The 15,782-nt window shown below is 65.0% G+C and carries 14 protein-coding genes; 5 read left to right on the forward strand and 9 right to left on the reverse strand.

From position 1 onward, the window contains the following. Position 1: 1 nt before the first annotated feature. Positions 2 to 2,269 (reverse strand): FdhF/YdeP family oxidoreductase, encoded by a 2,268-nt coding sequence (locus VGN66_RS09350; RefSeq protein WP_327518525.1) that lies wholly within the window; start codon positions 2,267 to 2,269, stop codon positions 2 to 4. A gap of 281 nt (positions 2,270 to 2,550) precedes the next feature. Between VGN66_RS09350 and fdhD the strand changes: the two genes are divergently transcribed. From fdhD to mobA, 3 genes are read left to right on the forward strand one after another with little or no spacing between them, the layout of a single operon-like run. Then, positions 2,551 to 3,276, forward strand: coding sequence for a formate dehydrogenase accessory sulfurtransferase FdhD (fdhD, locus tag VGN66_RS09355; RefSeq protein WP_327518526.1), 726 nt, complete (start codon positions 2,551 to 2,553; stop codon positions 3,274 to 3,276). 38 nt (positions 3,277 to 3,314) lie between these two features. Next, positions 3,315 to 4,505, forward strand: a complete 1,191-nt coding sequence (locus tag VGN66_RS09360) for a molybdopterin molybdotransferase MoeA (RefSeq protein WP_327518527.1) — start codon at positions 3,315 to 3,317, stop codon at positions 4,503 to 4,505. A 3-nt stretch (positions 4,506 to 4,508) separates the two neighbouring features. Then, on the forward strand, positions 4,509 to 5,108 hold the full coding sequence (gene mobA / locus VGN66_RS09365; RefSeq protein WP_327518528.1) for a molybdenum cofactor guanylyltransferase: 600 nt from the start codon (positions 4,509 to 4,511) through the stop codon (positions 5,106 to 5,108). Between the two features lies 1 nt (position 5,109). On the opposite strand, the gene VGN66_RS09370 is transcribed toward mobA, so the two are convergent. From VGN66_RS09370 to VGN66_RS09405, 8 genes are read right to left on the reverse strand one after another with little or no spacing between them, the layout of a single operon-like run. Next, positions 5,110 to 6,786, reverse strand: a complete 1,677-nt coding sequence (locus VGN66_RS09370) for a GMC family oxidoreductase (protein WP_327518529.1) — start codon at positions 6,784 to 6,786, stop codon at positions 5,110 to 5,112. 21 nt (positions 6,787 to 6,807) lie between these two features. Next, a complete protein-coding gene (locus VGN66_RS09375) occupies positions 6,808 to 7,650 on the reverse strand; it encodes a sugar phosphate isomerase/epimerase (RefSeq protein WP_327518530.1) in 843 nt (280 codons plus the stop codon). Then, positions 7,647 to 8,207 (reverse strand): gluconate 2-dehydrogenase subunit 3 family protein, encoded by a 561-nt coding sequence (locus VGN66_RS09380; protein ID WP_327518531.1) that lies wholly within the window; start codon positions 8,205 to 8,207, stop codon positions 7,647 to 7,649. The genes VGN66_RS09375 and VGN66_RS09380 overlap by 4 nt, the downstream gene beginning before the upstream one ends. Then, a complete protein-coding gene (locus tag VGN66_RS09385; protein ID WP_327518532.1) occupies positions 8,204 to 9,028 on the reverse strand; it encodes a DUF1080 domain-containing protein in 825 nt (274 codons plus the stop codon). The genes VGN66_RS09380 and VGN66_RS09385 overlap by 4 nt, the downstream gene beginning before the upstream one ends. A gap of 11 nt (positions 9,029 to 9,039) precedes the next feature. Further along, positions 9,040 to 9,888, reverse strand: a complete 849-nt coding sequence (locus tag VGN66_RS09390) for a hydroxypyruvate isomerase family protein (RefSeq protein ID WP_327518533.1) — start codon at positions 9,886 to 9,888, stop codon at positions 9,040 to 9,042. A gap of 56 nt (positions 9,889 to 9,944) precedes the next feature. Next, positions 9,945 to 11,246 carry an MFS transporter gene (locus VGN66_RS09395; protein ID WP_327518534.1) on the reverse strand — a complete coding sequence of 434 codons (1,302 nt, stop codon included), beginning with the start codon at positions 11,244 to 11,246 and terminating at the stop codon, positions 9,945 to 9,947. A gap of 23 nt (positions 11,247 to 11,269) precedes the next feature. Then, entirely contained in the window at positions 11,270 to 12,313 is a 1,044-nt protein-coding gene (locus tag VGN66_RS09400) for a sugar phosphate isomerase/epimerase (RefSeq protein ID WP_327518535.1), read from the reverse strand. Positions 12,314 to 12,335: 22 nt separating this feature from the next. Then, entirely contained in the window at positions 12,336 to 12,638 is a 303-nt protein-coding gene (locus VGN66_RS09405) for a c-type cytochrome (protein ID WP_327518536.1), read from the reverse strand. A 217-nt stretch (positions 12,639 to 12,855) separates the two neighbouring features. Here VGN66_RS09405 and VGN66_RS09410 point away from each other — a divergent pair, with 217 nt between their 5' ends. Then, positions 12,856 to 14,022: a Gfo/Idh/MocA family oxidoreductase gene (locus tag VGN66_RS09410; protein ID WP_327518591.1), complete on the forward strand. Its 1,167-nt coding sequence runs from the start codon at positions 12,856 to 12,858 to the stop codon at positions 14,020 to 14,022. 544 nt (positions 14,023 to 14,566) lie between these two features. Further along, positions 14,567 to 15,724, forward strand: coding sequence for a site-specific integrase (locus VGN66_RS09415; RefSeq protein ID WP_327518537.1), 1,158 nt, complete (start codon positions 14,567 to 14,569; stop codon positions 15,722 to 15,724). The last annotated feature ends 58 nt before the right edge of the window (positions 15,725 to 15,782 follow it).

Consider the following 15,782-nt stretch of genomic DNA (forward strand, 5'->3'; position numbering starts at 1 on the left):
ATCAACCCGCCTCGATGCGGACCGGGACGGCCTTGCTGGCAGGGGTCTTGGAATTGCGATCATGGTGCTGGATCGGGATCAGCGGATTGAGTTCGGGATAATAGCCGACGATGGTCCCGTCGGGCAGGTCGAAGGGCACGATTTCGAGGCGCTCGATCCGGCGGACATGTCCATCCTCCGCATCGCCGACCAGCGTGATGCGCTGGCCTGCGGACAGCCCGGCGCGCGCCATATCGGCGGGGTTGATGAGGACCACGTCGCGCTTGCCCTCGATCCCGCGCAGACGGTCGCTATAGCCATAGATAGTTGTGTTGAACTGATCGTTCGAGCGGACCGTGACCAGGCGGTAGCGGCCCTCGGCGTCCGCGACATCGGTGGCGCAGAGCATCTCGGGCGCGGTGAACCCGGCCTTGCCGCTTTCGGTCTTCCAGATCCGCTCGCGCGCGCTGTTGCCGCGATAAAAGCCGCCGGGCTCGAACATCCGCGCATTCATGTCGTGGAACTGCTCATGATAGGTTTCCGCGATGAGATCGCGGACCAGGCCGTAATCCCCGGTCCAGTCCGCCCAGCGCACCTTTGGGTTGGCGGGCAGGGTGGCCATGGCGATGCCGGCGACGATGGCCAGTTCCGACTTAAGGTGTTCGCTGGCGGGCTTGCGGTGGCCGAGCGAGCCGTGGATGTGGCTGAAACTGTCCTCGATCGTCACCGTCTGCGGACCGCCGGCCTGCAAATCCTCCTCGCTGCGACCAAGGCACGGCAGCAGATAGGCGGTCTTGCCGTTGAACAGATGATTGCGATTGAGCTTCGTGGCGATCTGCACCGTCAGGCGCATGCGCTCCCAAGCCGGCTCGACCCGCCCCTGATCGGGGATTGCGCGCAGGAAATTGCCGCCAAGTCCGATGAACGCCTGCACGCTGTTGTCCAGAATGCCTTCGCATGCATCGACCGTGGTCATGCCCCGGTCGCGCGGCGGATCGAAACCGAACTGCTCGGCGAACTTGCCGAGCGGCACCAGGTCGGGCTTCTCGGACATGCCGACGGTGCGCTGGCCCTGAACGTTGGAATGTCCGCGTACCGGGCAAATTCCGGCGCCGGGGCGGCCGATATTCCCGCGCATCAGCAGCAGGTTCACCAGCATCGCGATATTCTCGAAGCCATGGACATGCTGGGTCAGGCCCATGCCATAGACCCCGATGACGCGCTCGGCCTCGACATAGACCTTAGCCGCGGCCTCGATATCGGTGCGGCTGAGCCCCGATTCCTGCTCGATCCGCTCCCAGCTTGTCGCATCCGCGGTGGCGCGGAATTCGTCGAAGCCGGTGCAATGCTCGGCAATAAAGGCGCGATCGAGCAGTGTGCCGCTACGCCGCTCGTCCTCGGCGAATACGAATTTGCACAGGCCCATGATCGCGGCGATGTCGCCGCCCGACCGCACCTGAAGGTATTGCGAGCTGATCGGCGTTCCCTTGCCCGTAACCATCTGGGCTGGGTTCTGCGGACTGATGAACTCGATCAGGCCCTTCTCGCGGATCGGATTGAAGGTGACGATCTTGCAGCCGCGCTCGACGGCCTTTTGCAGCGGATGGAGAAAGCGCGGGCTGTTGGTGCCGGTATTCTGCCCGAAGAAGAAGATCGCGTCGCATTCCTCGAAGTCATCAAGCGTGCAGGTGCCGACCGGCGAGCCGATCAGCTTGTTCAGCGTGACCGAGGTCGTTTCGTGACACATGTTCGAACTGTCGGGCAGGTTGTTGTGCCCGTAGAGCCGCGCGAACAGCGCGTAGAGGTAGGTAGTCTCAAGGCTCGCGCGGCCCGAGGCGTAGAAGATCGCCGTTTTGGGATTGATCGCCTTGAGCTCCGCGCCGATCGCGGTGAACGCCTCGTCCCAACTGCACGCGACATAATGATCGCTCGCGGCGTCATAGCGCATCGGATGCGTCAGCCGACCCTCATGCTCAAGATCGTGATCACTCCAGCCGCGCAATTCGGTGACGCTGTGTTTGGCGAAAAACTCCGGTGTGCAGCGATGCGAGGTCAGCTCCCACATCGTCGCCTTCGCGCCGTTCTCGCAGAATTCGAACGCATGCGGGTGCTTCGGTTTGCCCCAGGCGCAGCTGGTGCACATGAACCCGCCGGTCTTGTTCTGACTCAGCAAGGTGCTGAGCACCCCCGGCGTCGGCATCTCGCTCAGTGCCGTCTGGCCCATACCGCGCAGCGAGCCCCAGCCCCCGGTCGCGCTCTTATACTCGACTGTTTTAGGCTGGTCGGTCATGGCCTGCTCCGCTGTCTTGGCTTTTAGGGTAAATAACCCGCTGCGGTTCGGTTCCGCCACGGTGCTAGAATTGACAAGGGAAGACGATCCGACCCTAGCCAGTTTGGCTGCGTGAACAAACCGGTTGGCGTTCCGTTTGCTACCAGGGACACGGTTTGTCTAAGGGAGGCGCGCAATGGCCATGCAGTTCATCGATAGCCGCGCGGCGACCCGCGCTGACTGACGCCCTGTCCGAGAGCGCGCGGTCGCCGTTCGATCGTGTGCGATCGGGTGGCGAGGCGATGGCAATCGAGCGCGCCATCGCGAGTGAGACGCCGATCGCGATCGAGTTCAATGGCATCGGCTACGCGGTGCTGATGGCGACACCCGCCGATCTGGCCGACCTCGCTTATGGCTTTGCACTGTGCGAGCGGTTGATCGATCGTGCCGCTGACATACTGGATGTCGACGCTCATCCTGCCGAGAACGGGATTCTGCTTCGCGTGACACTCGCGCAAGCCGTCGCGGATCGCGTCGTCGAACGGGTTCGGCACCGCATTTCGGAGTCGTCATGCGGGCTGTGCGGCATCGAAAATCTTGAACAGGCGTTGCGACCGATCCCGCGCGTGTCGGCGATCTGGCAGGGTGACGACGCCGCAATCTTTCGCGCGTTCGCCGCGCTGGACGACCACCAGCCGCTCAATCGCGAAACGCGCGCGGTGCATGGCGCCGCTGCCTGTTCGGCGCTGGGCGTGCCATGGCTGGTGCGCGAGGATGTCGGGCGGCACAATGCCTTCGACAAATTGATCGGCGCGATGCTCCGGGCCGGAAGCGGCTGGGACGGGGGTTTCGCGCTGCTGACGTCGCGTTGCTCATATGAACTGGTCGAGAAGGCCGCGCTGTCGGGCTGCCCGCTGCTTGCGACGATCTCGGCACCGACCACGCTGGCGATGCAGCGTGCCGAGGCTGCCGGCTTGCCGTTGCGGGTTCTGGTTCGCAGCGACGCGTTGCTGGCCCCCATTAAATGATTTCCGGCGCTGAACCAGGGCCTCCGGCGGCCCCTGAGATGACGTTCGATGCCGCATTGGCGGTGCTGGCATCGCACGCCGTCCCGCTCGGGCAGGAGGTGATCGCGTTGGCCAAGGCTGGTCGGCGCATGCTGGCGGCACCGGTGTATGCTGCGATCGATGCGCCACGCGTCGATACTGCGGCGATGGACGGCTTTGCGCTGCGCGCATCCGATGTGGAAGCAGGGGGCACCCATTTTCGTATCGTCGGTGCCAGCTTCCCGGCCGCACCGTTCGGGCACAGAATTGCGATGGGCGAAGCGGTCCGCATCACCACCGGGGCGCCGATGCCGGAGGGCGCGACCTGTGTGGTGATGAGCGAGCATGCGACCGAGGCGCAAGACATTCTGACGCTCGCCGGAGCGCTTTCCCCGAACCGCAACGTGCGGCGGCGCGCATCCGACTTCGCGCGCGGCGATGCAATCCTCAGCGCTGGCCGCATCCTCGATCCGCGCGCGTTGCTGGCCGCCGGGGCTGCCGACGCCGGTATGGTCACAGTCTGGAAACGGCCGCGCGTGTCGGTGCTCGCAACCGGCGACGAGCTTGTCGCTCCGGGCACCGCCGCGAATGCCGACTCGCCCTATGCGATCCCAGACAGCCTGTCGGAGGCAGTGCTGCTGCTGTGCCATCAATGGGCCGCCAAGCCGGTCGAGCACCGGCGTGCGCCCGATAATGTCGAAACCATCGCTCGGGTAGCCGCCAGCCTTCTGGCCGATTGCGACCTTCTGGTCCTCCTTGGCGGTGCCTCACGCGGGCGTCGCGATTTTGCCCGGGCGGCGCTGGAGCCGCTCGGTCTCGACATTCAGTTCGCAAAGCTTGCGATCAAGCCGGGAAAGCCGGTCTGGTACGGGCGCGTTGGTGAGCGACACGTCATCGGCTTGCCCGGCAATCCGACCGCAGCAATGACCGTGGCCCGCTTGCTGCTGGTCCCGCTGCTGACCGGTCTGGCCGGGCGCGGCGTGGATGCAGGGCTTGCGTGGAGCGATCAGCCACTGGCGGCCACCGCTCCGCCCGGCACCGGACGGGAGCGCTTCCTGTGCGGAGCGACCGATGGGGGTGCCGTGCGGATTCTCGAGCGCCAATCCGCCGGGTCGCAGGCTCTGCTCGCCCGCGCGGATCGGCTGGTGCGGCTAGCGGGGTCAGGACCCACTCTGCCTGTCGGCACGCTTGTGCCGACACTGAGGTTTTAAGCGGTGGCGGACTCCATTCTCGGCGCCATCCTCGCGGGCGGGCAATCGCGGCGGTTCGGAAGCGACAAGGCGCTGGCAACGATCGACGGCATCAAACTGATCGATCACGTCGTCGCTGCCCTGACGCCGCAGGTCGATGCCCTGGTCGTGTGCGGGCGATCGTGGCCTGGTCTCCAGACTATTCCCGATCGACCTGCCCCGGGATTGGGGCCCCTGGCCGGCCTGAATGCGGCGCTCCACTATGCGCTGGTCCATGGGCATGACGGTGTTTTGAGCGCGCCGGTCGATGTATTTCCTCTGCCGCTTGATCTGCGCGCGCGCCTTGCGGGCGGACCGCCGCGGACGCTTCTGCGGCAACATGCCATCGGCTATTGGCCGGCCGCACTCGCGCCGCAGCTCGACCGGTATTTGGCTTCGGGCGAGCGCTCAATCGGTGGGTGGATCGCATCGAGCGGCGTTGAGGCCGTAGATGATACCGCGCTCGACCTGCGCAACATCAATTTTGTCGGCGACCTGACGGGGTGTTGGACGTCGACTACGCCGCCATTGGGGCGCACCGAGCCGCACACCGGAAGTCGTCTGGCCGCCGACAAGACGCGATGAACTAGATCACCCCGGCCTTCATCTGCTTGACCGCATGATCGGCCGCGCGCGCCGTCAGCGCCATGAAGGTCAGCGACGGGTTCACGCACGACACCGACGCCATCTGCGCGCCGTCGGTGACGAAGAGGTTCGCGGCGTCGTGCGCCTGACTCCATTTGTTGAGCACGGCGTGGCGCGGATCATGCCCCATGCGCGCGCCACCCATCTCGTGGATCGCATCACCGGGCACATGCTCGCCGCGCCAGCTGTGCACGTTGCGCAGGCCTGCCGCCTTGAGCATCTTCTCACCCTCGATCCGCGCGTCATCCATCATGCGGATCTCATTGTCGCGAAAACGGACATCGAAGCGCATCAGCGGGACGCCGAACCGGTCGAGCTTGTCGGCATGCAGGCTGACGCGATTGTCTTCATAGGGCAGGCATTCGCCAAACGCGCCCATCGCGAATTTCCACGGGCCATAGTCGCGCATCCCCTGCTTCATCGACGCGCCGAAGCCCTTGGGCGTGGCGGGCTCGCGCCGCGCGCTGCCCTGGAAGCCATAGCCGCGCCGGAAGCCGATGCCCTCTTCGCCGCCGACATTGCGGAAGCGCGGGATGTAGACGCCGCCGGGCCGCCGACCATATTCGATAAACTCGCTGAACCCCGGGATTTCACCCGCAGCGCCGACGCGGAAGATATGGTCCATGACATAGCGGCCAAGCGTGCCGCTGCTGTCGAAATGGCTCTTCCCGCTGCCCGGCGCGCGCGAGTTCATCAGGATCTGGGTCGATGCCATTGCCGATGCGCACAGGAACACCATCCGCGCCGGGATCACTTCGACCTGCTTGGTCTTCGCATCGACTACGCGCACCCCGGTCACCCGCCGGCGTGGCGCGTCATATTCCAGGCTGGTGACCACCGAATCCGGGCGCAGCGTCAGCCGGCCGGTCGCGCGTGCGGCGGGCAGCGTCACCGCCTGGGTCGAGAAATAGGCGCCGAACGAGCAGCCGCGACCGCACTGGTTGCGATACTGGCATTTGCTGCGCCCCTGATCGGGCTTGTCCTCGGTCATGTTGGACAGGCGCGACGGGATCAGCTTGCGTCCCGGCGAGCTCGCTTCGAGCTTTTCCTTCAGCCATTTCTCCGCGACGTTCATCTGCATCGGCGGCTGGAACAGGCTGTCGGGAAGCTGCGGCAGGTTTTCGCGCGATCCGGATACGCCGACAACCTTCTCGACATAGTCATACCAAGGGGCGAGGTCGTCATAGCGGATCGGCCAGTCGATCCCGACATTCTCCTTCTTGTTCGCCTCGAAATCCTCCGGGCTCCAGCGAAAGCTCCACCGCCCCCAGATCAGCGACTTGCCGCCAACCGCGCCGGGGCGGATCCAGTAGAATTTGTCCCCCTCGCCATAGGCATAGGGGTTCAGCCGGTCGTTATTGTAGAATTTCTGGCTGGAGGGCGCGATATAGCCGTTCTTCGCGATGAAATAATCGCTGTCGATCAGATGCTTGGGCATAATGTCGCGCGCGGGAATCTCGAACGGTGCTTTGCCGTCATAGTCGTAATCCTGACCATGCTCGACCATCACGCCGCGGTCGAGCATCAGGACTTTGAGCCCCTTCTCGGTCAGTTCCTTGGCCGCCCATCCGCCGCTCACCCCCGAGCCGATGACGATCGCGTCGAACATGTCGGCCATGCCGATTCCCCCTAAATCCGGTTACGCGCCGATCCGGCGCAAATGGTCGAAACTGGCCTTGATGTCGGGCAGATAGGGCGCGGGCGCCTGATCATTTTCGACATAGAGATGCTGGACGCCGGCTTGGCTGTTGAGCGTGAAGATGTCGGCGAAATCGACCGTTCCGGCACCGACGCTGACCATCCGGCCGTCCGCGGCGCGATCCTTGACGTGATAGGCATAGATGCGGCCGGGCAGGCGCTTGATGAGTGCTTTGGGATCTTCGCCCGCCGCGACCGTCCAGAACAGGTCGAGCTCGATCTTGACCAAAGCCGGATCACCGTCCGCGACCAGCATATCGAACAGGCTGCGCCCGTCAGGCGCCTTCACGGTGAATTCGAAATCGTGATTGTGATAGGCAAAGCCGAGCCCGGCCTGTTTAAGTTGCCCCGCCCAGCGGTTGAAATCGCCGATCGCGCGCTGAAACACCTGCGGGTCGCGCATCGCCGGGGTCAGCCAGGGCAGGACGATCGTGTCGGCGCCCAGCGTGTTCGCCATCCGGACCACGGCACGCAGATCGGCGGCGAGCGCCTCATAGCCGACATGGATCGACGGGCATTTCAGGCTCAGCCGGTCCATCGCCTTGCGCAGTGCGGCGTGGTCCATCTTGTCATAGCCGCCGCCGCCATATTCGACCTCGCGATAGCCGATCGCCGCGACCTTCTCGAGCGTGCCGATCGGGTCGGGGGCGAACAGTTCGCGCACCGTGTAAAGCTGAAGCCCGATTGGTCGCGCCGGGCTGACCCGCGCCATTAACGGTGCCGCCGCGAAGGCGGTCGCGAGCGCGGCGCCGCCCGCCAGCCATTGGCGTCGGTCGATCATCATGAGGAAAACACCTTCGTGCCGGGGGAATAACGGTGGGCGCCGTCATATCGCCCCGGGACCGGGAGATAGTCGCGCTCCTGTGTGATGCCGATTTCGGACGTGAAATAGCCGGTGATGACGAGCTGCCGGAACTTGTCGAAGAAGCTCAGGCCGTCGGGAATCTTGTCCTCCATCGCCAGCGTGAGCAACGCGTCCTGCTGTTCCGGCGACGCCTTGGTTGCGGGCAGTTGGAAGTCCGCCTGACTGCGCGTCTCGATCGCGTCGAGCCCGGCGAGGATCGGTTTGCGCTCTTCGGGCATCGCCCAGTCGGCGAGCATCTTCTCGATGAACTCGGGCACGCCGGCGGCAATCGCGCCCGGCGTGTCGGTGGTCGGCATGATGCGTTCGCTGAGCGCGGTCATCAGCGCGCGCTGCTCCGCTGTAAACACCGGCGCGCTCGGCGGGCCATCGCTGATCGGCGTTACCTGTGCCGCTGCCGCACGCGCGATCGGCGCGAACAGGGCAGTCCCGAACATCGCCGCCATCCCGGCCAGCGCATCGCGTCGATCCAGTCTCATTTTACCTCACCCTGATGGTCGTGGCTCGCCGCGGCTTCGGGGAGCGGACGCACCCAGATGTTGCGGAACGAAACCGGCGAATTGTGATCCTGAAGCTGGATCGGCGCGGCATCGCCATGCGCCGTATAGCGTCCGACCTGCCGCCACACGGTGGTGCCGAGCCAGGGCTGGCGGTTCTGCACCAACACGCCATTGAGGAACGCGGTGATATACGCCGGGCGCAGCAGCGTGCCGTCGGGGGCAAAGCGCGGCCGTTCAAAAACGATGTCGTAGCTTTGCCATTCGCCGGGGCGGCGCGACGGGTTCACCAGCGGCGGCTTCGCCCCGTAAATCGCGCCGACGGTGCCATCGGCATAGGTCGGGTTGTTATAGCCATCGAGGATCTGGATCTCGTAGCGCTGCATGAACCAGATGCCGCTATTGCCACGGTCCTGCGAGCTTTTCTCGGGCGGGTTCGGCGAACGGAATTCGAGGTGAAGCTGGACGTCGCCGAAGCTCTGCTTGCTAACCAGCGCATTCTCGCCTCCGCCCCCGGTGCGCGGGCGGGAAGTGACCGCGCCATCGGCGATCGTCCAGGGCGTCTGCTGCGGCTGCCACGAGTCGAGCGACGTGCCGCCGAACAGCACTACCGCGTCGGACGGCGCGCCGCCCGGTTGGGCTGCTGGTGTCACAACGGTGGGGTAGGGGCGCTCGCTATCGTGCACCTTCCACGCGCCACCCGGCAGCGTCGGCGTATCCCGAAAACCGGGCTTTTCCTGAGCCGGCGCGGAACCGCTCGTCGCGGTGATCGCCAGTGCCGCGATGGGCAGAATCAGTTTCACGCGCTTCCCCTTCATGCCGCGTCTGTCTCGCGATAGGCTGCGAGCAGGCGTTCCTCGCCCGCGCGACCCTCGATCGAATTGCCGTGTTCCATGCCGATCACGCCCGCGAACTGCTTCGCGCGCAGCCAGCGGACGATGTTGGAATAGTTGATCTCGCCGGTGCCCGGCTCCTTGCGGCCCGGATTGTCGCCGAACTGGAGATAGGCGATCTCGCTCCAGCAACTGTCCAGCGTGCGGATCAGATGGCCGGCCTGAATCTGCTCGTGATACAGGTCCGCGAGGATCTTCACCGCCGGGCTGTCGACGCCGCGCGCAACGGCATAGCCCTGCGGCACCGTCTGCAGGAAGACGCCCGGATGATCGACGATCGTGTTGAGCGGCTCCATCACCATCACCAGCCCGTGCGGCGCGACGATGTCGGCGGCGCGCCGCATCGTGTCGATCACCCGGCCGGTCTGGATATCGATCGGCACCCTGGGGTCGAGAAAGCCGGGGACCACCGTCATCCACTTGGCGTTGAGGCGCTTGGCGACGTCGATCGACGCGCGGATATCGGCAAGAAACAGGTCACGGTCGCCACCGTCATTGGCGCCGAGCACCGGGCGGGATTGCGCCCATTTGGGCATCGAGGCGACGAACACGCCCATCGTCATGCCGCGCTGCTGTAGCGCCTTGGCCATCGCGACTTGCTCTTCGACCGGCCGACCGGCGGCCTCATTATCCTCCCACGCGGTAAAGCCCTGATCGGCGGCATAGGCGATCTGCTCCAGCCGGCTGCCCCGGCTTTTGAAGCTGCCCTCATGCGGCGCGAAGCCGAGCGAGAAGCGCGGCGCGTTCGATCTGGCCGCGCCGGGCGCCATCGCCACCGCTCCCACAGCGGCGGCACCAGTCGCCAGAACGGAACGCCGCGTGATCTTCACGCCGCCTCACCCGCCAGCGCTGCGCGCGACTTGCCCCGCTCGCGCATCCAGATGAAGCCGAACACCACCAGCAGGACCGCAGGCATGATCGCCAGCTTCTGGAACGACACCGACGCCGCCGCATCCTCGACCGCCAGCTTTGCTGCGCCGGTCAGCGCAGCGAACGCCTCCGGCCCGCCCGCGAACTCGATCTTCGCCTGATCGAACATCGCCCCGAGCCGTGGCAGCACGAAGAAGCTGGCGAGCGCACCTGCCGATCCGACCAGCCCCATCGCCCACGCCCCGCCGCGCGGATAGCGTTCGGCGACCGAGGCGAGCATCGTCGGCCACATCACGCACACGCCCAGCCCCCAGACAGTGGCGGCGAGGATCGCGGTAACTGGCGACTGCGCTTGCGACAGCATGAACAACCCGATCCCCGCGAGCAGGCTCGACACCCACAGCAGGCCGGGGTTGGAGATCCTGTTCGCCAGCCGCCCCGCGAAATGACGAAACACGAACATCAGCGCGTTGACATACACCAGCAGCAGGATGCCGCGCATGCCGACGCGGTTGGACAGGGCGACGTCGATCCACTGTCCGGGCGCCAGTTCGGACGCGGCGGTCAGGAACATCGCACCGAACCAGATGAAGAAGCTCGGGCGGCGAAACACCTCGCCGATCATCTGGCCAAAAGTCACGCCGGTTTCGCTGCGCAGCGGCGGCGGGAAGTGGGTGGTCGCCGCGACCAGGATCGTCGCGGCCGCCGGAATCATCACCAGCGCCATGATCCCCTGCCATGGCAGGGTTGCCGACAGGAAGAACCCGGCCAGACCGCCGATGATGATGCCACCGGGAAACCAGGCGTGGAGTACGTTGAGCCGGTGGGTGGCGTCATCGGGATATAGCTGCGTCGTCAGCGGGTTGATCGCCGCTTCGGTCAGGCCCCAGCCGATCCCGCTCAGCAGCATGCCGACCCACACGATCGTGTAAATGGTCATGCCGGTCGCGAGATGGCCCGCACTGACGATCAGCAGCGGCCCGGCGAAGAAGCACAGGCCAGCGGCGACCAGACACCGCTTCATGCCGATCTGGTCGAGAAACGCGCTGGCGACGAACAGCGTGATCGCGAAGCTCAGAAAAGCAGCGCCCAGTGCGGCGGCGAGCAATTCACCCGCCTGCAACGGCGCGATCGGATCGATCCACTCGCTTTTGAGCCCGCTGGCGATGGCGCCCCGGATCGCCAGCCCTGCGGCTGCGGTGAACAGCGCGAGGATGCCCAGCCAGAACAGCCGGCCCTTGTTGAATGTCTCGGCCATCGCCGCTTCCCCCCCTTTTTTAGTTATGTCAGCCCCAACATCGCCCGGTTAAGCCCCGGATCGCTGCCCCCGGCGAAATCGTCGAATGCCTTGTCGGCCTTGCGGATCATGTGCGCAGCGATGAACGGTGCCCCTTCGCGCGCGCCGTCCTCGGGGTGCTTGAGGCAGCATTCCCATTCGAGCACCGCCCAACCGGCATAGCCATACTGGGTGAGCTTTGAGAAAATCCCGCCGAAATCGACCTGCCCGTCGCCCAGCGAGCGGAAGCGGCCGGGACGGTCCACCCAATCCTGGAAGCCGCCATAAACCCCCGAGCGCCCGTTCGGATTGAGCTCGGCGTCCTTGACGTGGAACATCCGGATCCGCTCGTGATAGATGTCGATGAAGCTCAGATAATCGAGCGCCTGCAGCACATAATGGCTGGGGTCATAGAGGATGTTGGCGCGCGGATGATTGTCCACGCCCGCCAGAAAGCGTTCGAAGGTCACGCCATCGTGCAGATCTTCGCCCGGATGGATCTCATAGGCGAGATCGACGCCCTGTTCGTCGAATGCATCGAGGATCGGCCGCCAGCGCTTCGCAAGCTCGCCGAACGCTTCCTCGACCAGCCCTGCCGGCCGCTGCGGCCATGGATAGAGATAGGGCCAGGCGAGCGCGCCGGAGAAGGTCGCGTGCGCGTTCAGGCCCAACCGCCGACTTGCCTTTGCAGCGAGGTGGAGCTGCACCACAGCCCATGCCTGACGCTGCGACGGCTTGCCCTTTAGCGCATCGGGCGCAAACGCATCGAATGCCACGTCATAGGCCGGGTGCACCGCGACCAGCTGGCCCTGCAGATGCGTCGACAGCTCGGTGATCTCCACACCCGCCTCGCGACAGGTGCCAGCCAGTTCGTCGCAATAATCCTGGCTCTCTGCGGCCAGCGCCAGATCGATACAGCGGCTGTCCCAGGTCGGGATCTGCACCCCGAGATAGCCCGCCTCCGCCATCCAGCGCGCCGCGGATGGCAGCGTATCGAACGGCGCAGCATCGCCCATAAACTGTGCGAGGAAAACCGCCGGACCCTTCATGACACCCCTCCGCAGACTGGATCTATTTCGTTTCGGCCTTGAGATACGCGATCAGCGCGGCGCGGCGCGCGGGATCACCCACTTTCATCACCATGCGCGTGCCCGGCACTTTGGTGGTCGGCGCGGCGAGATATTGGTCGAGCGTCTTCGCGTCCCACACGATGCCGGACCCCTTGAGCGCAGGGCTATAGTTGAACCCCGGCGCCGCTCCCGCCTTGCGTCCGAACAGCTTGTTGAGATTGGGACCCATCACGCTTTTCCCGCCTGGGGTGAGCGTATGGCAGGCGCGACATGCGGCAAATGCCTGCGCGCCCTGATTCTGCATGGGGCTTGCCCCAACGCCGGGCGCTGGCGCCGTTAGCGCTACCACGCCGAGAAGTGCTGCCGCGAAGGGCAGTGCGATGAGAGCTTTCACTAACCCCTCCGATTGTGCCAACCTTCAGGTTGACATCGTTGACAGCATCTAAGCGGATGCCGGCGGGTAGCGCAACCCTGCCTGTCGGGACCGCGCGGATTTACAGATTGGGAGAGGGGCAATGGAGATGCGCGCGCACCAGCGGATACGCTACGGCATGGTCGGCGGCGGCGAGGGCGCGTTCATCGGCGGGGTGCATCGCATGGCGGCGGCGCTCGACGGCGACTATGCGCTGGTGTGCGGCGCACTGAGCAGCGATGCGACGCGCGGGCAGCGCAGCGGCGTGGCGCTGGGCCTCGATCCGGCACGCACCTATCCCACGCTTGAAGCCATGCTCGCGGGCGAAACTGCGCTGCCGGAGGGCGAGCGGATGCAGCTGGTGTCGATCGTCACGCCCAACCATCTCCACGCCCCGGCAGCGATCGCCGCGCTCGACGGCGGCTTCCATGTGATCTCCGACAAGCCGATGGCACTGGACCTCGCCGAATCGCGCGCGATCGCGGCGGCGGTGGAGCGTAGCGGCAGGCTTTATGGGCTGACCTTCACCTATAGCGGCTATCCGCTTGTCGAAGAAGCGCGGGTTCGCGTGGCGCGGGGCGATTTCGGCGCGATCCGGCTGGTGCAGGTCGAATATTCGCAAGGCTGGCTGAGCGCGCCGCTGGACCGCGAAGGCAACAAGCAGGCGGAGTGGCGCACCGATCCCGCCCGCGCAGGCCTTGGCGGGTGCCTCGGCGACATCGGCACCCACGCCTTCCATCTCGCCGAGCATGTCTCGGGGCTCGCGGTCGAACAACTCAGCGCCGATCTGACCACGCATGTCCCGGGTCGCCGCCTCGACGATGACGTCGCGGCGCTCCTGCGCCTCGAAGGCGGCGCGCGCGGCGTGCTCAAGGCCAGCCAGATCGCGGCGGGCGACGAAAACGGCCTGCGCCTGCGCATCCATGGCGAAAAGGGCGGGCTGGACTGGTCGCAGATGGAGCCCAACACGCTCACCCTGCGCTGGCTCGACCGTCCCGCAGAAATCGTCCGGGCGGGCGGACCTGGCCTTGCCCCGTCGACCGTGGCAATGCTGCGGACACCCGCCGGACACCCCGAGGGCTATATCGAGGCGTTCGCCAATCTCTACCGCAGTTTCGGGCGGGCGGTCCGCACCGGAGCGCCTGCCGCGCCTGGTCGCGGCGCGGCGGATTGGTTTCCCGGAGTTACGGACGGCCTCCGCACCATGGCATTTGTCGAGGCGATGATCGAGAACAGCGCCGGCGCGCATAAATGGACGCGTCTGGCGCGGCCTTGATGGTCGGCCGTCCGTTTGGCGGTTCGGTTGCTGCCGTTAGGGTCCTTATGGGGGCAAGGACAGGAAAACCACGTTCATGTCGTGGAGCCCTGTGTCGTCGGGCGCGCTCGTCCTTGGCTAATTCGCCGCCGAGATATCGATAGTCGATTCGCCATTGCCAACCGCTTGGAGGCGCCAGGAGATAGAGCCCGCTTGTAAGTTGGCCGCTTTGATCGCGACAACCGAGGACGCCATGATGGTATCTCCGCCGATGCCGATCTGTGCTGCCCCATCATATTGCTGCGCTGTGGTTTCCCACTGATCCGGCTATGATGATTATACCGCAGAAAACAGCCGTTTACGGCACGTTTTGGGATGCCTTGGGAAGGCGGCCTGGTGACCCCTACGGGCATCGTTCTGAAATTCCAGTAACACTCAAAGCGTCTCAACCTATTGATTTAGCGAAATCTATTTGAAATTCGTCGGGCCACTCGGTCCCACAGTTTCTCGCAAAATCTGGGTCAAAACGTGGGACGTGATGTGGGACTTCAGGACGAGGTTTCCTATGGCGTTGACCGCTCTCAAAGTCAGGAATGCCGGGCCGGGCAGGCATGTCGATGTGCATGGGCTTCATCTCCTTGTTCGCGACAGCGGAACGCGATCCTGGGTGCTCAGAATTCAGCATGAGGGTGAGCGGCGTGACTTCGGATTGGGACCCGCGCACGAGGTTTCATTGGCAGAAGCGCGGTTACTCGCTGCCGACCTGCGAAAGGCGGTCCGAGCTGGTGTCGATCTGAGCGCGAGGAAGGGGAGGGGACGCAAGTCGGTCTCGACATTCGAGGAGGTTACCCGTGACTGCTACGAGGCGATGAAGGGCGGCTGGAAGGATCAGCGACATGCGTCGTGGATCTCCAGCTTCGAGCGGCATGTGTTTCCCCACATCGGCAGCAAGGCAGTTACCGCCGTCGATAGCGCGGCGGTTCTGTCCGTGTTGGAGCCGATCTGGCTCAAGATCCCTGACACCGCGAAACGCGTGTTGCAGCGTATCGGCACGGTTCTCGACTTCGCGCACATCAAGGGGCTGGTGCCGGAGGAAGTTTCGCTTCGATCGGTGACGCGAGGTCTGCCGCGCCAGAACCACCGGGTGACACACCGAGCCGCAATGCCGCACGAAGACGCGCCCGCCTTCATGAAGGCGCTAACGGCGTTTCCCTCGACCTTGGGGCGCGACGCGCTCCGCCTCACGGTTCTGACTGCTGTCCGCTCGAACGAGACGCGGAAGGCGACCTGGGGCGAGTTCGACCTCGATAAGGCGGTCTGGTCGATCCCTGCCGCCCGGATGAAGATGAAGGAGGCGCACGTGGTTCCGCTGGCTCCCGCCGCCGTGAAGCTGCTGCGATCGATCCATCAACGTCACCTTGAGCTTCATGGAACAGTTCACCCGGACAGCCTCCTGTTCAGCGTCTCGCGCTGCAAGCCGATCAGTGACATGACCATGCTCAAGGTGTTGCGGGATATGAAGATCACCGATGCGACGGTGCACGGATTCCGCAGCACCTTCACCGATTGGGTGGCAGAGTGCACGAACGTGCCCAAGGAGGTTGCCGACAAGGCACTCGCGCATCGCATCCCCAACGCAGTCGAAGCTGCATATCGCCGGACTGACTTCTTCGATCGCCGTCGCGTGCTGATGAACGAATGGGCTGATTTTTTGAGCGGCTGATGCGTTCAGAAGTCAGCTCGCATGGCACCGAAGACTTTTCGAGCTCGCAGCGTAACCG

Source organism: Sphingomonas sp. (assembly GCF_035998645.1).
GTDB lineage: Bacteria > Pseudomonadota > Alphaproteobacteria > Sphingomonadales > Sphingomonadaceae > Sphingomonas.